Annotated in this window: 20 protein-coding genes and 2 CRISPR repeat arrays; of the genes, 17 read left to right on the plus strand and 3 right to left on the minus strand. The window is 31.7% G+C overall.

What is annotated here, in order from left to right:
* Nucleotides 1-179: 179 nt before the first annotated feature.
* The 8 genes from cas8b to cas4 all read left to right on the plus strand — a co-directional run bounded on the left by cas8b (nt 180) and on the right by cas4 (nt 10,570).
* Entirely contained in the window at nt 180-2,156 is a 1,977-nt protein-coding gene (cas8b, locus tag ACYQ3D_RS04970; protein WP_459836823.1) for a type I-B CRISPR-associated protein Cas8b/Csh1, read from the plus strand.
* A gap of 13 nt (nt 2,157-2,169) precedes the next feature.
* A complete protein-coding gene (gene cas7b / locus ACYQ3D_RS04975) occupies nt 2,170-3,075 on the plus strand; it encodes a type I-B CRISPR-associated protein Cas7/Csh2 (RefSeq protein ID WP_459836824.1) in 906 nt (301 codons plus the stop codon).
* A gap of 17 nt (nt 3,076-3,092) precedes the next feature.
* Nucleotides 3,093-3,815: a CRISPR-associated protein Cas5 gene (gene cas5, locus ACYQ3D_RS04980; RefSeq protein WP_459836826.1), complete on the plus strand. Its 723-nt coding sequence runs from the start codon at nt 3,093-3,095 to the stop codon at nt 3,813-3,815.
* Between the two features lie 3 nt (nt 3,816-3,818).
* Nucleotides 3,819-6,335: a CRISPR-associated helicase Cas3' gene (gene cas3, locus ACYQ3D_RS04985; protein ID WP_459836827.1), complete on the plus strand. Its 2,517-nt coding sequence runs from the start codon at nt 3,819-3,821 to the stop codon at nt 6,333-6,335.
* Between the two features lie 275 nt (nt 6,336-6,610).
* Nucleotides 6,611-7,702: direct repeats of the CRISPR family, unit length 37 nt; unit sequence ATCATAATGATCATTCCACTACAACAAGGATTGAAAC.
* A 197-nt stretch (nt 7,703-7,899) separates the two neighbouring features.
* The gene (locus tag ACYQ3D_RS04990; RefSeq protein ID WP_459836829.1) at nt 7,900-8,589 is read left to right on the plus strand and encodes a CRISPR-associated endonuclease Cas6; all 690 of its coding nucleotides are present in this window, start codon (nt 7,900-7,902) and stop codon (nt 8,587-8,589) included.
* 99 nt (nt 8,590-8,688) lie between these two features.
* The gene (gene cas1, locus ACYQ3D_RS04995; RefSeq protein ID WP_459836830.1) at nt 8,689-9,663 is read left to right on the plus strand and encodes a CRISPR-associated endonuclease Cas1; all 975 of its coding nucleotides are present in this window, start codon (nt 8,689-8,691) and stop codon (nt 9,661-9,663) included.
* A 16-nt stretch (nt 9,664-9,679) separates the two neighbouring features.
* Nucleotides 9,680-9,970 (plus strand): CRISPR-associated endonuclease Cas2, encoded by a 291-nt coding sequence (cas2, locus tag ACYQ3D_RS05000; protein ID WP_459837002.1) that lies wholly within the window; start codon nt 9,680-9,682, stop codon nt 9,968-9,970.
* Between the two features lie 9 nt (nt 9,971-9,979).
* Nucleotides 9,980-10,570 carry a CRISPR-associated protein Cas4 gene (gene cas4 / locus ACYQ3D_RS05005; protein WP_459836831.1) on the plus strand — a complete coding sequence of 197 codons (591 nt, stop codon included), beginning with the start codon at nt 9,980-9,982 and terminating at the stop codon, nt 10,568-10,570.
* A 264-nt stretch (nt 10,571-10,834) separates the two neighbouring features.
* A CRISPR array of direct repeats spans nt 10,835-13,469; the repeat unit is 37 nt; unit sequence ATCATAATGCTCATTCCATTAAAACAAGGATTGAAAC.
* Between the two features lie 301 nt (nt 13,470-13,770).
* Here the strand turns inward: cas4 and ACYQ3D_RS05010 are convergent.
* Complete coding sequence (locus ACYQ3D_RS05010; RefSeq protein WP_459836833.1) at nt 13,771-14,394, minus strand: hypothetical protein; 624 nt, start codon at nt 14,392-14,394, stop codon at nt 13,771-13,773.
* Nucleotides 14,395-14,575: 181 nt separating this feature from the next.
* Here ACYQ3D_RS05010 and ACYQ3D_RS05015 point away from each other — a divergent pair, with 181 nt between their 5' ends.
* The 9 genes from ACYQ3D_RS05015 to ACYQ3D_RS05055 all read left to right on the plus strand — a co-directional run bounded on the left by ACYQ3D_RS05015 (nt 14,576) and on the right by ACYQ3D_RS05055 (nt 25,105).
* Nucleotides 14,576-16,240: a bifunctional aspartate transaminase/aspartate 4-decarboxylase gene (locus ACYQ3D_RS05015; RefSeq protein WP_459836835.1), complete on the plus strand. Its 1,665-nt coding sequence runs from the start codon at nt 14,576-14,578 to the stop codon at nt 16,238-16,240.
* A 93-nt stretch (nt 16,241-16,333) separates the two neighbouring features.
* The gene (locus tag ACYQ3D_RS05020; RefSeq protein ID WP_459836836.1) at nt 16,334-17,632 is read left to right on the plus strand and encodes a Na+/H+ antiporter family protein; all 1,299 of its coding nucleotides are present in this window, start codon (nt 16,334-16,336) and stop codon (nt 17,630-17,632) included.
* A gap of 155 nt (nt 17,633-17,787) precedes the next feature.
* Nucleotides 17,788-18,303, plus strand: a complete 516-nt coding sequence (locus ACYQ3D_RS05025) for a phosphatase PAP2 family protein (RefSeq protein ID WP_459836837.1) — start codon at nt 17,788-17,790, stop codon at nt 18,301-18,303.
* Between the two features lie 231 nt (nt 18,304-18,534).
* Complete coding sequence (locus tag ACYQ3D_RS05030; protein WP_459836838.1) at nt 18,535-19,221, plus strand: 4Fe-4S binding protein; 687 nt, start codon at nt 18,535-18,537, stop codon at nt 19,219-19,221.
* An 84-nt stretch (nt 19,222-19,305) separates the two neighbouring features.
* Nucleotides 19,306-21,546, plus strand: a complete 2,241-nt coding sequence (locus ACYQ3D_RS05035; protein ID WP_459836839.1) for an alpha-amylase family glycosyl hydrolase — start codon at nt 19,306-19,308, stop codon at nt 21,544-21,546.
* A gap of 836 nt (nt 21,547-22,382) precedes the next feature.
* Nucleotides 22,383-23,489, plus strand: coding sequence for a group II intron reverse transcriptase/maturase (ltrA, locus tag ACYQ3D_RS05040; protein ID WP_459835361.1), 1,107 nt, complete (start codon nt 22,383-22,385; stop codon nt 23,487-23,489).
* Nucleotides 23,490-23,891: 402 nt separating this feature from the next.
* Nucleotides 23,892-24,287, plus strand: coding sequence for a carboxymuconolactone decarboxylase family protein (locus ACYQ3D_RS05045; RefSeq protein ID WP_459836841.1), 396 nt, complete (start codon nt 23,892-23,894; stop codon nt 24,285-24,287).
* Nucleotides 24,288-24,289: 2 nt separating this feature from the next.
* A complete protein-coding gene (locus tag ACYQ3D_RS05050) occupies nt 24,290-24,865 on the plus strand; it encodes a hemerythrin domain-containing protein (RefSeq protein WP_459836843.1) in 576 nt (191 codons plus the stop codon).
* 18 nt (nt 24,866-24,883) lie between these two features.
* The gene (locus tag ACYQ3D_RS05055) at nt 24,884-25,105 is read left to right on the plus strand and encodes a NifU family protein (RefSeq protein ID WP_459836844.1); all 222 of its coding nucleotides are present in this window, start codon (nt 24,884-24,886) and stop codon (nt 25,103-25,105) included.
* Between the two features lie 47 nt (nt 25,106-25,152).
* Here ACYQ3D_RS05055 and ACYQ3D_RS05060 read toward each other — a convergent pair whose 3' ends face one another.
* Entirely contained in the window at nt 25,153-25,395 is a 243-nt protein-coding gene (locus ACYQ3D_RS05060) for a YkuS family protein (RefSeq protein WP_459836846.1), read from the minus strand.
* Between the two features lie 89 nt (nt 25,396-25,484).
* The gene (locus ACYQ3D_RS05065) at nt 25,485-25,673 is read right to left on the minus strand and encodes a YkuS family protein (protein WP_459836847.1); all 189 of its coding nucleotides are present in this window, start codon (nt 25,671-25,673) and stop codon (nt 25,485-25,487) included.
* Nucleotides 25,674-25,802 lie beyond the last annotated feature (129 nt).

The following is a 25,802-nucleotide window of genomic DNA, read 5'->3' on the forward strand; positions in this document are numbered from 1 at the left end:
GATGTCGAACTAATGGTTCGAAATTTTTTATTTTTTGGGAAATTATGATTATACTATTTATAATTTTAAATAGTATGTTATAATAAAGTCAATGTTGTTAATAATATTGTAAAATAAATTATCATTTAGTATAAAAGGTAATTTATTCTTAATTATTAGTTAAAAAAGGAGGTGTTAAAGTGATTGATGCGTTTAAAGAATTAGGAAAAAAAGAACTAAAAGGATTATCTGAAAGTGAAAAGAAGAGGAAGTTTTTAGAAACCCAAACTATTGAACCAAATAAGCCGGATTCTGATGATGAAGATCGTGAAAAATATCGAGAAGTGATTATAAATCTTGATACTGAACAAGAAGAAATAGAAGTCAAACAAGGAAAAGAGCTTTTGGAAGATAATAGAGAAGAATTTTTTGGATTTGAATTATCAGGGAATAGTAGCAAAACCTTCTTCACTAGTAATAAGTGGTATTATCATTTACTCACAATTCCACATTTGATTTATTATATACAAAAAGAAGACTATTTTAATAATAGTGATTATAGTGAATTTTTAAGTTATTTAAAAAAATTAAGAGAAATATTTTATATAGTTGAAGGAACAGATTATTTTAATCGACCAGTATCTTATCTTAAGGTGAATAAATTTAAAGAAAAACAAAGAGAAAAATTGAAACAATATTTGGAAAAGAAAAAGGATATAAATGGAGAAAATTTATTTGAGGTAATAAATCATAATGATTTAAAGAAAACTTTATTAAAATTAATTAGTAATTTTTTAGATTCAACACAAAAGTTTGTTAAACAAAGTAAATATTATCTGAACATCTTTTCTTTAAAAATCGATGATAAGTATATAATTGAAACTAATTATAAAAATGAATACCTTGATGTAGTTCATTATATCTTACAGCAAAGATTTTTTGATAAGTCAGAAGATATGGTTAATGAGGAATCATTATGTGGAGCTTGCAATCAAAGTAAGTTAGTAACTGGTAAAATTGATATTCCAACGAAATTTTATGTTACTAGTAGTCCTAATTTCTTTGAAAATTTAAATGATAAAAATGCTTATAAGTCATTTGGTATTTGTCAAAATTGTTATCAACAGGTTATGGTAGGAATAGGGAAAATACAAAAAGATTGTTCGGCAAGATTATTTAATCAACTTAACTACTATGTTATTCCTAAGAACATCAATACTAACTTGAGCTATGAAAAGAGACTTAAATGGATTAAAAAAACTTTATCTGATAAACCAGATGATTATGATCAAGATTTAGAATTGGTTAATAAGATTAAGAAAAGAGATTTAAAAGTTGATTTTCTATTTTGGCGAACTGATCAAGCTTCATTTATTGTATTAGATTCGATTAATGATGTTTACTATAATGATTTACAAGAAATTTTCTCTGAATTGAGGGATATTAGACGAAATAAATTCTATAGTAAGTTATCTAGAGAATTAAAACCTAAATTAAACAGTATTTACTGGTTATTATTTCCTAATTATAAATCTCATTCTAATCCGGATCCTAAATTATATCGCAAGGAATTGCTTAATTTACTTAATTCAATACTGAAGAAAAGAGAAATAGATTATAGTTACTTGATTGATAATTTTACTTTTATTTTTAGAAAGAGATATTTTAAAAACAAGAAGGATATTATTTATCAACCATTACAAATGAATATTTTATTGTCTTGGTTTAACCGAATAACTGATTTGAAAGGAGGATTTAATGTGGCAGAAGGAACTAGTTTAACTGATGTTATAAATGATGATATAAAAGAATTTTTTGAAGTTCATGCTGATATTTATGCAGATAATAATTATCGACAAGGATTATTTATTTTAGGAAAATTAATGAATGAGGTATTAAAGGAACAGCAAAGTGAGAATAAATCAGCTAATATTTTAGATAAATTAAGTTTTGATGGATTACCAGTAAGGAGATTAAGAAAGTTTGCTAAGGATATAACTGAGATTTTAAATATTTATGACAAGTACGGAGTTAATCAGTTATTACATGCTCAGATGATGGATAGATTACAAGGAATCGAAAATTCTAATTTAAATAAGGATGAAGTTGTATTTTATATTTTATCTGGTATTTCTTTTGGTAGATATTTAGGCCACAAATATAATCAAAGTAACTAGAAAGGGGATTAAGATGAGTAAAGAAAATCAAATTAATAATTCAGAAATTTTATTTTTATATGATGCTAAAAGATGTAATCCAAATGGTGATATGGATAATGAAAACAAGCCGAGAATGGATTGGGATACGGGAACTAATTTAGTTAGTGATGTAAGATTGAAAAGATATATTAGAGATTATTTAGAAACTGTTAAGGGAAAAACATTGTTTGTAAGCGAAGAAGCTGAAAAGGCAGAAAATAGAGTGCAACAATTGTTGGATAGAAAACCTTCTAAGAAAAAACCTGTTAGTGATAAAGAATTATTAAAGATTGCTAATGAATGTTTTGATATTAAATTTTTTGGAGCTGTTTTAGGAACTCCTGGTGGAAATAGTCATTTAACCGGACCAGTTCAATTTAACTGGGGTTATTCTTTAAATAAGGTGGAATTACAAGAGACTAAGACGATAACTTCTAGTTTTAGTTCAGGTGAAGGAGTAGGAAAGGATTATCGAGTTAAATATTCCTTTATTGCATTTAGTGGTGGTATTAGTGGTTTAGCAGCTAAAGATACTCAACTAAAAGATGATGATATTGAATTATTAGATGAAGCCGTAGTTAAGTCTATTCCTTTAAATAGAACTCGGTCTAAGATTGGACAAACTCCTAGATTGTATCTGAGAGTAGAGTTAAAGGATAATGAATCTTTCTTAAATGATCTAAGAGAGCATATTGAGTTAGATTATGATGTTGGAGAAGAAGATATTAGAGAAATTAGTGATTGCCAAGTAGATATTGACAAGTTAATAGATTATTTAAGTGGTAATGAGGATAAAATTAATAAAGTTCATTACTGGAAAGATAGTCAATTAAACTTTAAAGATGATGGATTTGAGAAGTTATTAAATGAATTTAATAGCGAGGAATTAAATTATTAAAATTAGGAGTTGTTGATATGAATATAAATAAAATCCTAGTTTTTAATATAAGGGGGAAGGCAGCTCATTTTAAGAAATTCTATAGTAATAAGAGTTCTTTAACTTATCGAGTACCTCCTAGAAGTGTGTTAATGGGGATGGTTGCTTCTATTTTAGGTTATCCCCGAGATAGCTATTATGAAGAGTTTGCTCCTAATAGAGCTAAGTTTGGGGTTAAAATCATAAAACCTGGTATTCCTCATTTTGAATGTATGAATTATTTAAAAGAAGATGGTGGTCATACACAGGTTAGATTGCAATTGTTGTTACCTAAAGAAGATATAGTGGAATATCAGATATTTTTCACTCATAAAAATGATGAAATAGTTGAAAAGTTGGCAGGAAAGATTAAGGAAGATAAACTGGGGTATGGATTATTTTTAGGACAAAGACAATTTAGGGCTACGGCTGAGTTTGTTAAGGTAATCGAATTTTTTAATAAATTAAGAAACTATCAAGGTAAAGTTAGTACTTTAACATTTAAAGATAATATTAAAAAGTTGAATGAAAATAGCCAAGCTAAATTAACAGTAGATACTATGCCTGCTTCTTTTAAAGAAGTTAAGTCAGGTCGAGAGCCAGAAAAAATGGTAAAAGTTTGTTTTGAGGAGGAAGGAAGATCCATAGTTGGGAGCTTTGATGAAGTATTAGAAGTAGAAGAAGAAAATATTAGCTTTTTTACACCGATTGTGAGGGATTAGATTATGGATAAGTTATATTCTCATTATTCAAAACAGAATAAGAAAAAGTTATATATTCATTTAAAAAATGTTGCTGAGAAAAGCAGGAATAAAATCAGAGGTAAAGATTTAGATTTATCTTCTATTATTAAAAAAGATAAGTTAGTTAAAATTAGTTATTTAATAGGTGTTGCACATGATTTCGGTAAAGCAACAACCTTTTTTCAAAATTATCTTATTCATGGTGAGAAGCATGAACTTTCTCACCATGGTTTAATTTCTGCTTTATTTGGTTACCTATTAGTAGATAAACATTTTGATGATGAGATATTTGCTATGATTGCTTATATGGTGATTAAGAGACATCATGGAAATTTGGAGTCCCCATTGGAAGAACCAAGAGATATTCTTTATGAAACCCAAGATCAATTGAAAAATATTAAAGATAATACTAAAGATAATGTTAAGAAAATTTATAATGAATTATTAACAGAGGTTGATTTTGAGGTTGAAGAATTATTTACTGAATTATCTGAAATTATTGCTAAAGAAGATGAATTAATTGATAAGTTTGAGGAAATTATTTGGTTTGATGATATGTTTGAAGCTGGGGAAAATAAAACTATTGAATTATTTTTAATTACTAATTTACTTTATTCAGTAGTGATAGATACTGATAAAAAGGATGCTGCTAGGGTAGATAATAGTTATTTTGATGGTGCAGAAGAAAAAGAGATAGATATTAAAGACTATATTGATGATTGTCGGAGGAAAAAACCGGAAAAATTTGATCCTAGTAAGTCAATTAATGAAGCTAGAAACGAATTTTTTACTGAAGTATTAAATAATTCGCAACTTAAAAAGAATAATTATCTGTATAGTCTAACAGCTCCTACAGGTATAGGAAAGACATTTACTTCTTTTGCTTTTGCAAATAGAGTTAAGGATTTTTATGATCAAGGTAGAAGAATCATCTATTGCTTACCTTTTACTTCGATTATTGATCAAAACCATGATATTTTGGAGGACATTATAGAGTTTAATTTAGGAGATAAATATAGAAAGAATCCAACTAAGTATTTATTGAGACATCATTATCTTACTCCGATGAAATTAAAAAGAGATGTTGATTTAGGAGATGATAGTAAAGAAAGTCAAGATTTAGATAAGTATTTAGAGGAAAAGTTACTATTAGAATCTTGGGAATCAGGAAATATAGTTACTACATTTGTTCAGTTATTACAAAGTATTATTGGAAATAAAAATAGTTTTCTAAAGAAATTCCATAATATTGTTAATTCAATTATAATTCTTGATGAAGTACAGAATATTCCTGTTAAATATTATCGGATTGTAGGAAAAGTACTAGAGATATTAGCTAAGAAGTTTAATACTCATATTTTGTTGTTAACAGCTACTCAGCCAGAAATAATTCCAGGAAATGACGTTATAAGTCTAGTAGATGATGAAAAATATGCTAAGATGTCGGTTTTTAATAGAGTAGATTTAGAAATTATAGATGAATTAAAATCTAAAGATATAGATGAATTTGTAAATTATTTTGATATTAATTTTAACAGTAATAATGGGTTGGTTGTGTGCAATACTATTACTGCAGCGTTAGATGTTTTTGAAAAGCTTGATCATTTGTTTGCTGACTATCAAATTTTTTCTTTAACTACTTATCAAATACCTAAAGATCGAAAAGAAAAAATAGATAAGATTAGGGAAAAAGTTGAAAGTGGAGAAAAAGTAATTGTAGTATCAACACAGCTAATTGAAGCTGGAGTTGATTTGAGTTTTGAAGAAGTTTATCGAGATTTTGGGCCCTTAGATTCTATTATCCAAGTTGCTGGCCGTTGTAATAGAAATCAGGAGTTGGCCCCAGGTAAAGGAAAAGTTAAAGTGGTTAAGCTAGAAGATGAAAAAGAAAATGAATATTGTAAAAGGGTTTATGATAGTAAACTGATTGAGATTTGTGAAGAAGTTATGGGAGAAAAGGATCATTATGAGGCTAAGGATTTTATAGATTTAAGTAAAGATTATTTTACTAAAATCAGAAATTCGTATAAAAGAGATAGTATTCAATTATTAAAGGCTATAACTGAATTAAATTATTCCAAAAAAATAGATAATCAAATCCCAATTAAAGCCTTTAAATTAATTGAGTACCAAGCAGGTAAAGAAGATATCATTATATGTAAAAAAGGTCAGGATGAAGCGGGAAATGTTATAGATGTGGAAGGGAAGATAGATGAATTATCAGTTTTATACGAAGAACTTAAAGAGGTTAATGACGATAAAGAAAAATTAAATTCTTTAATAGGTAAAATTGAACTAATTAAAAAGGAGTTAGCTAAGTATAGAATAAGTGTCTATAGTAATCAACTAAATAAATACTATAGAGATTATCAAATAATAAAAGAATTTAGGTTTATCAATTATGTAAGCTATGACGACCAAAAGAAGTATTTATATGATGAAGATACAGGTTTTTGTAGAGAACCTAAATCTTCTCCGCAAAGTACTTTGATTATATGATAGTTTTTAAAACTGGTTGATTTTTTGAAGAATATTTTATAAAATAAGATTAAGAATCAAAGGAAATTATTAGTGATAACGGTAAATTATTGCTGTATAATTATGCGAACCTTGACAAATACTATATTAACACTGATTGAGAGAGGGTTATTTTTTACGCTATTTCCTGGTTTGAGTGGCCAAATGTATGAATATTCAATGTTGAAATAGGGGAGTTAGTTGATAAAGAAATGCCTTTGAGGCCCTGTTTTGATAGGGATCTAGATCAAAAACGGATCATAATGATCATTCCACTACAACAAGGATTGAAACAAACAAGCAGATAATTATGTAACTGTTTATGTTGATGGATCATAATGATCATTCCACTACAACAAGGATTGAAACTATTGTCGCCTTCCCGGAGTAGCACACTGTCAGTCAAGTTTCTAATCATAATGATCATTCCACTACAACAAGGATTGAAACATCTTTTCTTTTGCTTCTCCTAAGTCGCTACCGCAATCATAATGATCATTCCACTACAACAAGGATTGAAACGCGATACAGTCAATAAAACAAATGTGGATAGTACTTATCATAATGATCATTCCACTACAACAAGGATTGAAACATGATGAAGTTAACAGATTCTCTAGCGAGAAACAGGCTAGATCATAATGATCATTCCACTACAACAAGGATTGAAACAGAAACTAAACGAGCTAACAGGCGGATTACAGGAAAGCAAAAATCATAATGATCATTCCACTACAACAAGGATTGAAACGAGATGATAAGACACATCTCCTGGAACGGACAGTAGGAATCATAATGATCATTCCACTACAACAAGGATTGAAACGAGAGATAATTCCACACTTTTAGCACCTCAATTTTATCATAATGATCATTCCACTACAACAAGGATTGAAACTGTCACATATCTTCTTCTTAGCCAGGTTAGACATACTCATCATAATGATCATTCCACTACAACAAGGATTGAAACTCTTCCTCATGCACAAGATTATCCACTGCCATATCTGATCATAATGATCATTCCACTACAACAAGGATTGAAACTCGTAAAATGTTCGAGGAAAATAAAAGACAAAATGTAGTTGCAAAATCATAATGATCATTCCACTACAACAAGGATTGAAACTGAAGGAGGTGAATAATGTGAGTATGTCTAATCTAGATCATAATGATCATTCCACTACAACAAGGATTGAAACAAATATCAATTAACTTAGAAAACAAATATCTATATAATCATAATGATCATTCCACTACAACAAGGATTGAAACAGAAGTCACAGCAACAAATACTACAATACTTTGATGAATCATAATGATCATTCCATTACAACAAGGATTGAAATAAATAAAGATAAAAAAAGCTAGGAGGTGAAAGTTTGAAGATTGTTAATCTGCTTTATAAATTAGCTTGCAAAGCTAATTTTATCAAAAAGATATTCAAAGGTCCGGCTGCTTTTGTAAAGTATCTTGGTCGAAAAAGTATACTTAAAAAGATATTTAAGTTATTTAACTAAATGCAATAAATGAAGGAGTGCTAGAAATGACAGAAGTTAAACAAGCAATATTAAAATTTGATTTATCAGATAAATTACCTTTGCGCTATGGACATAAATTACGAGGTTTTTTTGCTAATCGCTTTGAAGAAGTTTTATTTCATAATCATAAAGAAGATGGTAGTTATCGCTATGCTTATCCATTGATCCAGTATAAGATTATTGCTGGTTTACCTACAATAATTGGCCTAGAAGAAGGGGCCAACTTAATTACCAATAAATTTTTAGATATTGAAAAACTCGTTTTAGCAGGGGAAGAATATATAGAACCAGAAGGTAGATTAGAAATAGTTGATCAGGAATTAGAAGTGGTAACAGATATAGCAATGCCTAAGTTTGAGTATCAATTTTATGCACCTTGGGTAGGATTAAACCAACGTAATTATAAACGTTATATAGAAGAAATAAGAGACAAGTCTTCTAAGAAGCAAAGAGATTTTTTTGCTAAAATCTTAATTGGTAATATTTTAACTTATGCTAAAGGAGTTGACTGGTGGATAGAAGAGGAGATAGAAGTAGTACCTGATTTAGAGGAAGTAGAAGTTCAGTTTAAGAATAAAAAAATGATTGGGTTTGTTGGTAAGTTTTATTCTAATATTTCGCTCCCAGAATATATTGGATTAGGTAAATCAGTGGCTCGAGGTTTTGGTACACTTCAAAAGAAGGAATTAGTCTAAGGAGATTGGCTGGATTTGTTATAAAATATAACTAATATGGAATAATAATCTAAAAAGATTTGTTTAACAGGGAGAAATTAATGTAGATAGGAGGATGTAATGCAATTAGTAGTTAATACCTATGGTAGTTATTTGCACCGGGAAAAGAGTTGTTTTGAGCTTAAAGCTGAGGGAGAAAAGACTAAAGTATCAACTAAAAAAGTAGATTCCATTTTGATAACTACAGGGGCTTCAGTTAGTAGTGATGCTATTAAGTTAGCTCTAGATAATAATATTGAAGTTCAGTTTTTGGACGAGCATGGTGATTCAGTAGGTAAGGTCTGGCATTCTAAGTTAGGAAGTACTAATTATATCAGAAGGCGGCAGTTAGAATTAGCTAAAGAAGAAGCAGGGACTGAACTAGTTAAAGAGTTAATGCTCAAAAAGGTGGATAATTCAGTAGATCACTTAGAGAAGTTGGCCCGGAGAAGGAGTAAACAGAAACAAGAGCAGATAGAGCAGGCAGTTGAGGATATCCAACAATTGAGAACTAAATTAAGTAATGTCACAGGGCTAGTAGAGGAAGTGAGAGATCAACTTATGGGTTACGAAGGAAATATCGGTCGGAAATATTTTAAAATACTAAGTTATTTAGTTCCTGATAGATATGAGTTTTCTGGTAGGAGTTATCGGCCAGCCCAAGATCAGTTTAATTGTCTGCTGAATTATGGTTATGGAGTATTATATTCTAAAGTGGAAAAAGCTTGTATTATAGCTGGTTTAGATCCTTATATTGGAATTTTGCATACTGATAACTATAATAAGCAATCTTTTGTCTTTGATGTAATCGAACCTTATCGGCATCATATAGATCGGATAGTAATGAAGTTATGCAGTAGAAAACAGATTAAGAAGTCTTATTTTAATGATATTTACGGAGGATTAACTTTAAATGAAGAGGGGAAGAAAGTATTAATTCAGGAATTAAATGAGTATTTTGCTAAACAGGTTCGGTATAATGGGCGGGAAATAGAACGGGAAGCTACTATTCAATCTGATTTACATAAGTTAGCTAATCAATTAATAAACGAGTAAGAAAGGAGTTGAAATTATTTTAACTTGGTTTGTTTACGATATAGTGGAGGATGTTGCTAGAAGAAAAATAGCAGATAAGGCTATTGCATTAGGTTTGTATCGAGTACAAAAGTCTGTATTTTTAGGTAATATTGAGGAGACAACAGCTGATGAATTATTATTATATTCAGAAGAAATGATGGATCAAGATGAGGATTCAGTTTATATGTTTCCTATGTGTCAGGAGGATTTTAAGAAGGTAGAATTAAGAGGGGAAATTTTTAATAAGGACAAGGTGAATGACGAATTAAAAACATTAGTGTTATAGGTGATTATTGTGGCTAATAAAGTAAGTATTACTCCTTCGGAAGTGATTGAGTATTTATATTGCCCGCGGTTTATTTATTTTATGTTGTGTTTGCGGATTGAGCAAAAAGAAGACCAAAGATATAAAGTACAGCAGGGTAGAAAAGTACACGAAAGAAAAAGAAAGACAAATAAGAAGTATTTACGAAAAAAGATTGGAGTCCAAAAGAAGTTAATTGATCAGAAATTAAGTTCAGATAAGTATCAGATTCATGGGATAGCAGATGAGATTTTGTTTTTGGAAGATGGTACTGCTGCCTCTCTAGATTATAAATTTGCTAAGTATAAAGACAGATTATTTAGGACTTATAAGTATCAAGCTGTAATGTATAGTATGTTGATTGAGGATAATTTTGATATAGGAGTAAAGAAAGCTTTTATTGTCTATACTAGAAGTAAGAATCAGTTAAAGGAAATATCTATTACCCAGAATGATTTTAGGGAAGTAGAAAGAATATTAGAAGAGATTATTAAGATAGTAGAGGAAAATTATTATCCGGAGGCAACTTCTTATAAGAGAAGGTGTAAAGACTGTTGTTACAGGAATATTTGTGTTAAGTAAATAGGTTTGACTTTAGGAGTTATTTTTTATAAAATTGAAGTAGGATTGGAGATTGTTAGTAGTGACGCCGGAAAATTATTGCTGTATAATTATACGAACTTTGATAAATACTATATTGATAGTGATTGAGAGAGGCTTTATTTTTACGGCATTTCCTGGTTTGAACGGTCGAATGTATGAATATTCGATGCTAAAATAGGGGAGTTAGTTGATAAAGAAATGTCCTTGAAGCCCTGTATTGGTAGGGATTTAGATCAAAAACGGATCATAATGCTCATTCCATTAAAACAAGGATTGAAACTTGTATCAGAGCTAATATCTTTGACAGAAGAAGAAATCATAATGCTCATTCCATTAAAACAAGGATTGAAACTTGACCTCCTCATCAAATTGCTCTAATTTTTCTACTATCATAATGCTCATTCCATTAAAACAAGGATTGAAACTTGACCTCCTCATCAAATTGCTCTAATTTTTCTACTATCATAATGCTCATTCCATTAAAACAAGGATTGAAACGCAATTTGAGTAATAGTAACCAAGCTATCACTCTGCATCATAATGCTCATTCCATTAAAACAAGGATTGAAACTTCTGATAGTCAAGCTCGACTCCTGCAAGTCCTGATATAATATCATAATGCTCATTCCATTAAAACAAGGATTGAAACAATAAAAAGGCTTTTGAAGTTGTTTCCGAATCAGTCAAATCATAATGCTCATTCCATTAAAACAAGGATTGAAACCCCTCTTCAACATATAATTGCTTATCCCCAAAATTATCATAATGCTCATTCCATTAAAACAAGGATTGAAACTCAGTTAGATACGTCTGGGAATGTACAAGATAGTTTTGTCATCATCATAATGCTCATTCCATTAAAACAAGGATTGAAACTTTGTGTATGCTAATATAATAGTAACTCAAATTAATATCATAATGCTCATTCCATTAAAACAAGGATTGAAACCTCTGTCAGTTGCTTTTAAAGTGTCATATCCTTCTTATCATAATGCTCATTCCATTAAAACAAGGATTGAAACTGGTTACTGAACTTGGTCGATTAATGATACTGCAGATCATAATGCTCATTCCATTAAAACAAGGATTGAAACTTAATGTTGGGGACATGAGTTTTGATGCGTTCGATATCATAATGCTCATTCCATTAAAACAAGGATTGAAACCTATATAATACCTTCGTTTCTCCATCTTTCTGCGTTTTTTATCATAATGCTCATTCCATTAAAACAAGGATTGAAACTTAATTTGTTCCCTTTCATATTTACGCCTTAGAGTGTATCATAATGCTCATTCCATTAAAACAAGGATTGAAACTGATAAGCTCACTCATTTAATCCACTCTCCTTTAAGTATCATAATGCTCATTCCATTAAAACAAGGATTGAAACAGTTTTGAAGAAATGATGAAAGGTGAGCAAGTTAAAATCATAATGCTCATTCCATTAAAACAAGGATTGAAACAGTTTTGAAGAAATGATGAAAGGTGAGCAAGTTAAAATCATAATGCTCATTCCATTAAAACAAGGATTGAAACTAGACAAATACAATCCTAACCGAGCTAAATTCGAGAATCATAATGCTCATTCCATTAAAACAAGGATTGAAACATAGGTTCAGAGATTGTAGCCGTGGGAAAGCTGAAAAATATGATCATAATGCTCATTCCATTAAAACAAGGATTGAAACGTGCTTATTAAATACTATACTACTATTACTACAACTATCATAATGCTCATTCCATTAAAACAAGGATTGAAACCCCCGTATCTGATCCGTCCTGATCAGCAGACTACTCATCATAATGCTCATTCCATTAAAACAAGGATTGAAACATTCTTGGAAAGACGAAATAACACCTGTTAAAGTATCAATCATAATGCTCATTCCATTAAAACAAGGATTGAAACGCCAGATAAGTAGAAAAATTATTGATCTACAAGAATTATCATAATGCTCATTCCATTAAAACAAGGATTGAAACTTTCATTGAATACGACGACAACGGCAGAGCAATATATCATAATGCTCATTCCATTAAAACAAGGATTGAAACATCTTTTTAGGTGAATATACACGATCGTAATTAGTAATCATAATGCTCATTCCATTAAAACAAGGATTGAAACTGCGAAGAGTGGAACCCAAGCAAAGAAAATAGTAGAAAATCATAATGCTCATTCCATTAAAACAAGGATTGAAACGTGTGGGTTCGATCCCCACTCAGCGCACCAGTGAAATCATAATGCTCATTCCATTAAAACAAGGATTGAAACTATTACCCTGTATATACTGAGCTATCACCTGTTAGATTATCATCATAATGCTCATTCCATTAAAACAAGGATTGAAACGAGCCTGGTCTGGCAGTGCTAGCAGTATATCATTAATATCATAATGCTCATTCCATTAAAACAAGGATTGAAACGGTTTTGGTGACGGTGAGTTCTCTTATGATAATATGAATCATAATGCTCATTCCATTAAAACAAGGATTGAAACTATCTATGATGAACTATATTTGTATCAAAAGACAGATGATCATAATGCTCATTCCATTAAAACAAGGATTGAAACCTGTTAACTCGACTACTTCACTTGTAATTCCTGTTGAATCATAATGCTCATTCCATTAAAACAAGGATTGAAACATATTTCTTCTCTAGTTTTGTCTGCAATTTCTCTATATTTTCTAATCATAATGCTCATTCCATTAAAACAAGGATTGAAACTGGCAAGTGCAGTTACTAGACTTTCAGATGTAATCGTATCATAATGCTCATTCCATTAAAACAAGGATTGAAACTTGCACGATCAAGAAGCTAGAAGAACAAACAGCAAATCATAATGCTCATTCCATTAAAACAAGGATTGAAACTAATCAAAATCTGTAAACTGATCTTGATTATTAGAGAATCATAATGCTCATTCCCATCCAGCCTTAGTAGGCTGGATGGGATAAGCGTTAGCTTATTTTGCTTAAGGGGATTGTAATTCGATTTGCCAGGGTTTAGTTTTATAGAGGGGTGTAGTTTCCACTAAAACAAGGATTGAAATAAATAGGCAGCCTATTTAGTTAACTTATAAGAGGAATCATAATAATCATTCTCAACCAACTTTAGCAAGCTGATTATAATAAGAGTAAGGACAGAGGTGATCATCTCTGTCCTACTTAATTTTTAATTCATATTTTGTAGTTTAGGAAGTGCACAGGCAGTAAAGATAGAATAAAAGACAGGTATATTTGCATCAATATTATTAATTTGGTAGATAGTACCAGGCTTTTTTTCTTGTAGATTAAATATTTTATGTTGTTGATTAGTAAAATCACTAGTTACTGGTTGATCAGATTGGTTAATAATTTTTGAAGTTGCTAATAGTTGTTGTCGGTTATTAAAGACTTGAATTTGATATTTCCTACTGGATCTATTGTAGACAGTGCTGCTTAATTCTCTTTTATGGATATAGCCTATTAATCGGTCTGTATTATCTTTTACCTTGATTGAAGAAGAAGCAAAGGGGGTAAGTCCAGTAGGGAGGTTAGCTGTTAAAAGCTGATTCCCTTTTAAGTCCTGGAGCCTGAAAGTAGCAGTGAAAAATTGGAGAGTATCTCTTGTGACCCGGGCTATTTTTTCTCCATCAGCAAAGACATCATATTTAATAGCTGAATCAGCAGTTAGTTTGACTTTGATTTGTTCAGCAGTCTGGAGTTGATATAGAGTTTGGTTGGCAGCTAAAGTTTGCGGGCCAATGACTACTAGGGCGAGTAAGCAGATGCCTATAATTGTTATTCCTTTCCTCATATTAGTTGTTCCTCCTTTCTAGTACTAATCTATGCTTGATTTGTCCACTAGATGATTTTTAGTTAGTTTATTTGTTAATAATTACTAGGAGAATAATAAATAGTTTTTGGTTAGTGTGGGATATAATAGAATTAGGGATTGGGGAATAGTAAATTGATTTTAGTTAGGAGGTAGGTACGGAATGACTGGATCTCAAGCTACCAAAGGAGATAAAATAGCTCTAGCACCTGATGTAACCTACGCCGAAGAACTAGAGTATACTAAGTTAAGTCCCTTTGAAACAGAAGACTTGTTAGAAGATAAAGCTGCTCAAGCCTGTGTAGAAATCAGTTCTAGAGATGGAGGATGTAACCTTCTAAATTCAGGGCGAGGTAATCCTAACTTCTTAAATACTATAGTTAGACAAGCTTTTGCTAAATTGGTTCTGTTTTCTACCGAGATAGCAAATGAAAAGGCTACTGCGGGAACTTTAGGTTTTCGACCTGCTAAGCAAGGGATTAGTAATAAATTAGAAGAATATTTAACGAAAGATGAGAGTAAAGAAGCAGATTTTTTACAAGATGCTATTGCATATGTTCAAAACGAGCTTCAGTTAGACCAGAATGACTTTATATTTGAACTGGTAGATGCAGCCTTAGGAGATTTTTATCCGACACCGCCACGGATTTTACCGCATACTAGACAGATTGTGGGGGCTTATTTAGATGATGTATTGTTATCTGCTACTAATTCAGTAGCCGATTTTGATTTTTTTGCTACTGAAGGAGCTACTGAGGCAATGGTGTATGCTTTTAAGTCATTAAAAAAGAGTAAAATTATTAGTTCCGGGGATAGAATAGCTACAGTAACTCCTATCTTTTCTCCTTACTTAGAGATTCCTGAATTAGAGGATTATGAATTGATTAATGTAGAAATCAGAGAAAGTGAAGACTTAAACTGGCAAATTCCAGACGAGGAGTTACAGAAGTTAGAGGATGATAGAATTAAGATACTTTATTTGGTTAACCCCACTAATCCTACTTCTGTAGGAATCAGTCAGGAAACTATTGATCAGATAGTTGATTTAGTCCAGACTAAACGTCAGGATTTAATTGTGATCACAGATACTGTTTATGCTACTTTTGTGGATCGATTTTATTCTCTGGTAAGTCAGATACCGGAAAATACACTATGTATTTATTCTTATTCTAAGTATTTTGGAGTGACAGGGTGGAGACTAGGAGTGATTATGCTTCATCAGGATAATGTAATTGATAGCTTACTTGACCAACTTCCAGTTGCAGAACAAGTTGAGTTAGAGGAAAGATATAGTATTGTATCTACTGAACCAGATAGGATTAAGTTTATAGATCGGTTAGAGATGGATAGTCGAGATGTGGCGTTGGCCCATACAGGTGGTTTATCCTGTCCCCAACAAGCAATTATGGCTTTACTTTCTTTATTTGATCTAATGGATCAGGAAAAATCATATAAAGATATGATTACCGAGATACTGGATAAGCGGATTAAAAATTTGTATTCTGCATTCCCCGAAGGATTCTCTTATTTAAAGGGAGGTCAGGCGGCTCATTATTATACCCTGATTAATATTGCTTCTTTAGCGCAAGCAGAATATAATGAAGAGTTTGCTGCTTATTTGACTGATAACTTTTTGGCGCTTGATTTTATCATCAAGCTAGCAGCTGAAAAAGCTATTATTTGCCTCCCAGGAGCAGGTTTTGATGGGCCGAAATGGACTTTGCGTGTTTCCTTAGCTAATTTATATAATCAGGATTATATAGCTATCAGCCAAGCAATTATGGATGTTTTAGAGAATTATTATAATTATTACCAGCAGAATAGATAAGGATTTTATTATTTGCTTGACTTTTGGTAGTTCATATGTTAATTTTATGATGTTTTAATTAATTAAAGTAATAAAATAAGAAAGGGGATTATTATGAATCCAGTACTTATATCAGTTATAACAATGATTGGGTTAAGTTTAGCTAATTTAAATGTTATTTTAGCTTTACTTGTAGCAGCACTTGTAGGAGGATTAACTGGAGGATTAGGTTTAACAGAAACTATGAATACTTTAATTGATGGTATGGGAGCTAGCACTGATATTGCTCTAAGTTATATTTTATTAGGGGCTCTAGCGGCTGCAGTACAACAGACAGGGATAGTAAGCTTATTAAGTAATAGTTTAAGTGAAATTGTTGGTAAGCAAAAGAAGATTTTTGTAGTTATTATTGCTATTTTTTCTTCTTTATCCCAGAATATAGTTCCTGTTCATATTGCTTTTATTCCTATTTTAATACCGCCATTATTAAAGTTATTTAATAAGTTAAAGATTGATCGAAGAGCTGTAGCTTCAGCTTTAACTTTTGGCTTACAAGCGCCTTATATGGCTATTCCAGCTGGATTTGGACTTGCTTTTCATAAGATTATTCGGGATCAAATGGCTGTTAATGGGATGGAAGTTAGCCTAGGAGAGATTGCAGGTGTAATTTGGATTCCAGTGTTAGGGATGGTTGTTGGTTTATTAGTTGCTATTTTTATTACTTATAATAGTGATCGAGATTATGAAGCAAAGTTAACTGAGCAAGAAGTAACAGAAAATAAGGAAGAGGTAAGTTGGAATTTACAACATGTTTTTTCTTTAGTGGCTTTACTAGCTGCTTTAGTAATCCAGTTAACTATTGACTCCTTACCACTAGGTGCTTTAGTAGGCTTGACTATTTTGGTAGTTACAGGTAGTGTGGATTGGCATAAACTAAATGATTTAATTGATGATGGAGTTAAGATGATGGGAGTTATTGCTTTTGTAATGTTGATTGCTGGTGGCTATGGAGATGTAATTAGAGCTACTGGTGGTGTGGATTCTATTGTTCAGTCAGTAACTACTTTAATTAGTGGTAGTCAATTGTTAGGTGGATTACTGATGTTAGTTGTTGGTTTATTAGTTACAGTGGGGATTGGAACTTCCTTTGGAACAATTCCTATTATAGCTGCTATTTATGTGCCTTTGGCCCAGTCTTTAGGTTTTAGTCCGTTAGCTACGATTGTTCTAATTGGAACAGCAGGTGCTTTAGGTGATGCTGGTTCTCCAGCTTCTGATAGTACATTAGGGCCAACTGCTGGTCTAAATGTTGATGGTCAACACGATCATATTTGGGATACATGTGTCCCAACATTTTTACACTATAACATTCCTTTAATCTTATTTGCTTGGCTAGGAGCCTTAATTTTATAGCTATTGTCTGGTAGCAGTGTACCCTGCTACCAGTTTGTTTTAAGTATAATTCTATTTAATGGGTCCAATTGGGGATAAAAGACTTTTTATGGGATACACTAAATATGAAAAAATAATATTTCTCAATTATCTCCGAATAGAAAGTGGGGAGTCAAATGAATCGATTAACAGAGAGGAGTGGTTTACTAAGGCGGTGGGATATCAGAATATTACTATTTATATCTACCAAAGTAAGATGTAGAATTTTAAATTTAATTATGCTCTATGTAACTCACTTAGGAAGTGCTATCTTTACTATTTCTATTGGTTTATTGTTAACTGTTATAGAATCCCCAGTAGGTAAAGAAATATTAGTAGTTTTAGCTGCTAGTCATTTAGTAGTTCAAATTGTTAAACGATTAGCTAATCGGTTACGTCCTTATAAGGTGCTTAAGAATATTGAGCAATTACAGGTAGTTCCTGTAGCAGATTATTCTTTTCCTTCTGGTCATACTACAGCTAGTTTTTCTTTAGCTATGTCTTTAAGTTTTAATTTTTCCGCCTATAGTTTTTTATTTATTACTTTGGCTTCAGTAGTAGGTGTTTCTAGAATTTATTTAGGTGTTCATTATCCTTCAGATGTATTAACAGGGGCTGGGATAGGTATTTCATTTGCTTATCTAATTAATTAGATAAGCAAATGAAAATTATAAATTAAAGTTAAGGGGTAGAAAATTCATTCTAATGTCTGTGAGTTAGAAAACATTTTTTTGTTGACAAAGGTGGTTTAAGGATATATAATTTTAGTAAGTTATTTGCAATATATATCGTATTATTTAAATATGATAATTTAATGTTTCATAATTAGATTATATGGACAATATAGTTGTGAATAGTTATTTATTAATAAGGAGGGACAGTAGATGAGACAACAAGGAATAATAGGTTTTATTGGTCGGTGGATCTGGATTTTATTAGTAGCGTTTTTAGTTTTGGGGTGGCAGTATCCGATTATTGGGAGTATAGCTTTAGTTTGTATGTTGGCCCCAGTAATAGTAGCTACTTGGAAAGAAGGTAGAGTCTGGTGTGGAGCTTTGTGTCCTCGGGGGAGCTTTAATGATAATTTATTAGCTAAGGTCAGTCGGAGTACACAGATTCCTAGTTTATTTAAGACAGTTACTTTTAGAGTAGCCTTTTTTATCTTTTTAATCTATAATTTTGTAGCGGGAATTATTAATTCAGGAGGAGACTTAGCTAAGATTGGGTTTGTATTTTATAAAATTATTTTTCTAACAAGTGCTATTACTATTATTTTAGGTATTATATTTCACGAGCGAACTTGGTGTTCTTTTTGTCCGATGGGATCATTATCAGCTTTAGTAGTTAAGTTAAAGCGGAGTACTAGAGATTTAAAAGATAAGTTTACAGCACAACCAAAACAAATTAGAGTTGATAAAGAAAAATGTGTTGATTGTGAGATATGTGCGCAAGAATGTCCAATGGATTTAGAACCTTATGATTTTGTTGACGGTACTGATAAAGATTTAGATTGTTTACATTGTCAGGAGTGTGTTTATTCTTGTCCAGTAGATGCTTTAACTAGAGAATAAAGTAGAATTTCATAAAATAGGTAATGATTCCTCCGAAATTAGTTTATAATAATAAATGATGATGGTGCAAGGGGAGGAATCAAAGTGAGAAGTAAAGTTCGTATCCACTATGATAATGGAAATGATTTTAACCAGCCTCATTTATGGGTTTGGACTGTAGGAACTGGGAGTTTAGAACAGGAATTCGCTCCTAGTGGTAGAGATGAGTATGGTGTTTATTATGATGTAGTAATTAATAGAAATAGTTTTAACTTCAAATTTAAGGATGTAGGTAGAAGAGGAGTAGTTTGGGAAGATGAAGAAAATAATAGAAGTTATGATTTTGGGTTAGGTAGAGAGATCTGGTGTAGCGCTGATTTTTATAATGTATATAATGTCAAACCAGCTAAGCCAGTAGGTCATATTAGAGAAGTATATCAGGAAATTAAAGATTTAGTTCCCCAAGAGAATTTTTATTTGCCGACTACTGATGTTTCTGATTTTGAGACGCCATCCTTGTTAGGAGCTCATAAGTTAACAGATGGTTCTGTTAGTTTTGGTTTTTTTCATCCTCGAGCAGCTAGAGTTTATCTAAGTTCTAATCTCAATAATTTTCAGACGCCTAATAGCTGTCGAGATTGTGCTTATTCATCTGATGAAGATTTAATCAAACTTGATCTCTACCGTGGTTTTTATGATCAACCTAATATCTGGTGGGTTAGAGTGCCTGCTGCCCAAGTTAAAGAGAAAACTAAAGAACAAATAGAGTATAAATTTTATGTGCAAGGAGGTACTGCTGGGCGAGAACGTCCAGTTTATGATCCTTATACTAGAGTGTATAGTTCTGACCGTGATCTTGACAATTGTGTTGTAGTGGACCCTACTACTTTTAACTGGACGGATAAGGATTGGAGTACTCCTGATATAAGTCAATTGATTATTTATGAGTTAAATGTATATGGTTTTACTGATGGTGATTCGGATATTCCTTTAGAGGATCAGAGTACATTTAGAGGAATTACTAGGCGGATTAAAGAAGGTTATTTTAATGATCTAGGGGTTACTGCTTTAGCTTTAATGCCTACTTCAGAGGCTTGGAGTGATTTTGGTTTAGGTTATGATCCCTGTAGTTTCTTATCTGTAGAACAGGATTTTGGTAGTCCTGATGATTTTCGGGAGATGATTAATACAGCTCATAAGCACGGTTTAACTGTAATTATGGATCAAGTATTTAATCATACCTCTAATGATTTTAATCCTCTCTGGAAATTAATTGCTGATGGTTCTAATCCCGGTGGTTTATACTTTGCTGGCGAGACTAAATGGGGTAATCGGTTAGATACTAGTCGAGATGAAGTTAATAATATGTTAGTTGATTCCTGTAAGATGTTTATTGAAGAATATCATATTGATGGTTTTAGATTTGATGCTACACATACAAATTATCTTGACCATAAATTATTATATCAGATTCAAGAGAAGATTAGAGATTCTGGTTTTAAATCTGACTTGATCTTGATTGCAGAAAATTTACCTAACCAAGAGGATTTGAACTTTGCTGGGTTTAATGGTTATGCCCAGTGGGCTGATTTATTCCATGATAAGCTAAAAGCATTATTGCGGGAAGGAGTCTATAGAAGTTGGTGTGATGATAGTCCGGATGATTTAGGGGATATGTTTTATTTTTGTAAGAATCACTTTGCTGCTCATACAAATAATGTTATCAATTATAGTGCTAGTCATGATGAACCTAGTATTAGATATGAAGTGGAAACCAATGATATCTTAAATTGTGATATTAAAGATCGCAAAGCTAGGTTAGCCATGATGGCTACTATGGTTGCTTTAGGTCAGCCAATGATTTATATGGGCCAAGAATTTGGAGTCAATCGGGAAGCAAATATAATTGATATTGATAAGGTGACTCCTGATCCTAATTGTCCTGGTTATCAGTATAATGAGTTTTATCAGTGGACCCAGCAGTTGATTAATTTGCGTAACAAATATGATGCTTTAAAGATATCAGATAGTAATCCTATTGAGAGTGGTAAATTTAGCTGGATGGTTGGCCCGTGGATGCCTAGTAGACAGGGAGGTAACCAAAAAGTTATTGGTTGGATTGCTAAAGAAGGAAATCAACAACTGTTAGTTATGCTTAATTTCGCTGGTCAAGAGATACCAGTTGACTTAGAGTTCCCTTCTTCAGGAAGTTGGGGTAAGTTAGCTGATATTAACCAAGTGACTGCTAATCAATCCCAGGAGGCAACTAATTTGCAGGTTACAGATAAGACCTTTACTAACTTTAAGTTGCCCCCTTATAGTGGGTTTATTTATAAGAAATCCTAAGGACACAGTGAAATTGTGTCCTTTTTTTTTATGTGTGCTCTGTAGATTATGAAAATAGTAGATGAGAATTCTATCCATGCTGTTTTCGTCGTATCGGTGTGTGAAACCAATAGTAACAGGGTGTCTATCGTGAGATAGAATCTGAAGAGTTTGAGGTGAATAGTCAGCCTAAAACAATATGTGAACCGTCGGTGGCATTTAGTAGTGGCGATTCACCATAAAAATGAAGAAGTCCAATGTCGACTTGGGGGATGCAGGTGGCTCTGGATAAAAAGCGAGATAACGAGAGTGTCCATGTCGAATTACTAGGTGTGATTATGGTTGGGATGGCTATAATAGTTTTCGTAATTGACCAGAGGAGTCTCTAATATAGTTCTGTATAGAAATCTATAGAGATAAATGATGGTATAACCTAAAATGGGAAAGCCAGAGTGAGGATATATTAGAGTTCAGAAGCTATCATAGTAGCGAAAAAAATCAATGAAAGTTGATTACAGTGAAGGATAGTCAGGTTATTGAAGTTAAGAATAGACTGTCAATGATATCTTAATAAGAATGGTTTAGACGCTATTAAAGATAGTGAGCTCTAAAAGAAATATAGACAGGAAATAATAACTGAAAATATGATGAATTTAGGAAATACCATGACTTAAGTAGTAGTGAACTAAGAGGTGCGATTGGTGAGAGCCTAAAGACGTGCTTAGGAGTACTATGAAGATAAGGGTTAAGATATCGAGACAGGAAAGAAAGAACTGGTAAGTAGTGAAATTAGGATAGGTGAAAAAAATTTTCGAACCTTATACAGTCTGAAAGATTTAATCACAGATAAATGGCGAATGCATAAGGCAGGACAAAAAGTGCTGGCTAATGGTGGTTGTGGTGGAATTGATAATGTAAGTATCAATGAATATAGAAATAACTATAAACTGAATATGCAAGAATTATATAGGCAGTTAAGAGAGGATAGATATGAGCCACGACCAGTACTAAGAACGTATATCTCAAAAGAAAATGGAGAAAAGAGACCACTAGGGATTCCAGTAATTAAAGATAGGATTGCCCAACAAGCAGTCAAACAAATCTTAGAAATACACTTTGAGAGATTGTTTTGTGAATGTTCTTTTGGATTCAGACCTAACAGATCAACCCATGATGCAATAGAGAAAATAGAAGAATATAAACAGCAAGGTTACGATTGGGTAGTAGATGCAGATATAAAATCTTATTTTGATACTATAAACCATGATTTATTAATGGATTTTATAGTAGAATATATAAGTGATGGATGGGTATTAGACTTAATTAGATCGTGGCTAACTGCAGGAGTCATGACCGAAGAAGGAAGAAAAGAGACTAAAGAAGGAACACCTCAAGGAGGTGTGATCTCTCCTTTATTAGCTAATATCTATTTACATTACTTTGATAAGAAGATGACTCGAAGGGGATATAAACTAGTTCGCTTCGCTGATGATTTTGTAGTATTGACCAAAAGTAAAGATAAAGCCAAAAGAGCATTACAAGTAACTCGTCAGATAATAGAAAATGAATTAAAATTAAAACTCCATCCTGAGAAGACAGTGATAACAAACTTTTATGATGGGTTTAAATTTCTAGGATTTAGATTTCATCATTGGTATTATAAAAGTCCAAGAGATAGAGCAATAAATAACTTTAAAGATAGAATAAGAGATATAACTAGAAGAAATAGACCTCAGAAATTGGAAATAATAATTGATGAGTTAAATTTAGTACTAAAAGGCTGGGGACATTACTTTAAAATAGGCAATATCAAAACATTATATAGGAAATTAGATAAATGGATAAGAATGAGAATACGTTCTTTCATAGAAGGAAAGAAAGCGATAATTCATCAGAATTATCGCTTATCGAATAAGTTTTTAAGAGAAGAAGGACTAGATTCACTGCTTACTGATGTGCTGTAATCGAGAGTGAAATATACATCTATGGTAACATAGAGTCGCTGACTTACTCTCTGATATGGAGCACCAATAACCGAAAGCTGTATACGGGAAAACCGTTCGTGCAGTTTGATAAGGGGTCCCAGCTGTGAAGCTGGTCCTACTTTATTGCAGAAGAAAAAAATAAAAAAGCAGGAACTTAAAAAGAAAAATTTAAATAAATAATATATAGAACTTAAGGTGAGGGATTATATATATCTTGAGTTAGAGATTAATGGTGACCGGGTCCATTTATTTACTCTAACTGAACCGCAAGTGTGTGATAAATATCATATAAATTTTATTAAGTAAGGAATATAATATAAATAGTCTAAGTGAGATAAACTATAAATTAAAGATATAATTATATTAGGGAGGAATTAATTTATGAGTCAAGAAAAATTTGATAAGGAAGAGATGAAAGAAAAATTCAAAGAGGAGTTAGGTTTCATTCCTCCTGGGATTATGAGTGGTGAAGCATTAGGAGAGGATTTTCAAGAACTAATTTCTGATTATCATGATCTTGTCTGGCGTGATGAAGTAATTCCCTTAAAGTATAAATACTTAATAGCTTTATCCTCAGCAGTATTTGGAGGTAACGAAAAAAGAGCTAAGTTAGAACTGAATAAAGCAGTTCAGAAGGGAGCAACTAAAGAAGAAATCATTGAAGTGTTGCGGCAAGTTGTCTGGTTAAGAGGTGCTCCTACTTTAGTTAAGATAGCTCCTATTATCTCTTTTATGAATAAATTATTTGCAAATCAGTCAGTTGATAAGGAGGAATGAGGATGAAGGTTATAGAATTGCTAAGAGAAGAACATGATAATATTAAACGAATGCTAGTAGTTATGCGCAAATTATGTGTTAAAATTTTGCAGACAGATCAGGTTGAGTTTACAGCTTTTACTGAGGCAATAGATTTTGTGAGAAATTATGCTGATCAACACCATCATGGTAAAGAAGAGGATATTCTCTTTGCTGTGATGTCGGAAAAATTAGATTTAGATGATGAGGAAGAAGAAAAAGACCCTATTGAAGCCATGTTTTCTGAACATGATTTAGGTAGGTACTTTATTAATAATTTGGAATCTGCTTTAGAAGATGTAAAAAATGGTAATCAAAATGCAAAAGTAGATGTCATTGGTAATGCTATAGCTTATACTGATTTACTGTCAGGACATATTTATAAGGAGAATAATATTATTTATAGTTATGCTCAAGCAGAATTAAGCTCTGAGGTTATGGCTGAGGTAGAAGAAGAAGCTAAAATAGTTGAAGAAAATGCTAATCGAGCCGGAATTCAAGCAGGTTATCTTAACTTGGTTGCTAAATTAGAGGAACAAGTTAGTAATATTAAATTATAAATTAAGGAGGAATAAATTATGAAGGAAGAAGTAAAAGAAGTATTAGATGAAGTTAGACCATCACTACAGGCTGATGGAGGAGATGTAGAATTAGTTGAGGTTACAGATGAAGGAGTAGTTAAGGTAGAACTACAAGGTGCCTGCGCTGGTTGTCCTATGTCCCAGATGACTTTAAAGAATGGAATTGAAAAAAGATTAAAAGAAGAAGTGTCCGATGTTAAAGAAGTCCAGGCAGTTTAATTAGAGAGATTAGGAGAACGGCTAATGCCGTTCTCCTTTATTTTTGTTTAGACTAATCTATTTTGGAGTTCACTTTTTACTTCAGAAGCTGATAGACCTTGGGCATTAATTACTTGAGCTTCAGTTTTGATATCGGACATATTCATCATGTTATTATCTTCACCGTTAAGAATAACTGCTTCCACATTTTCTAAATTACTCTCCTCTAAATTAACTAGGTCATAGTTACTATCTTGTAGTTCTTGTGTAACATTTGATAATCCACCTTCAATAGCAATTTTGTTATTCATTTTTTAAATTTCCTCCTCTATTTAAAAAGTTCTTTTCTTATTTAATATTTTGGTTGTCAAGTAATCGAAAAATACATAATAAATTTAAATTAATAGGTAGGATATTTAGTTTTGATATCAGACATATTCATAAGATTATTGTCCTCTCCACTAACAATAATTGCACCAACATTTTGCAGAATATTTCTATCTGAAGTGACCATTTTATGGCCAATTCCTTGAAATTCTTGAATGATTTTTGCTGATTTAGTTTCAATGGTAGTTTTAGGGAATATCATTTTATAACACCTCCTAATTATATTTTATTATAGGTTATGTAAAATTATTTAGATAGTTAAAAGATATTTTTTATCTTAACAGTTTAATCTTCTAAAGCCATTTATGTTTAGTATTTAGTTGGTAGATTT

This window comes from Halanaerobaculum tunisiense (assembly GCF_054657635.1).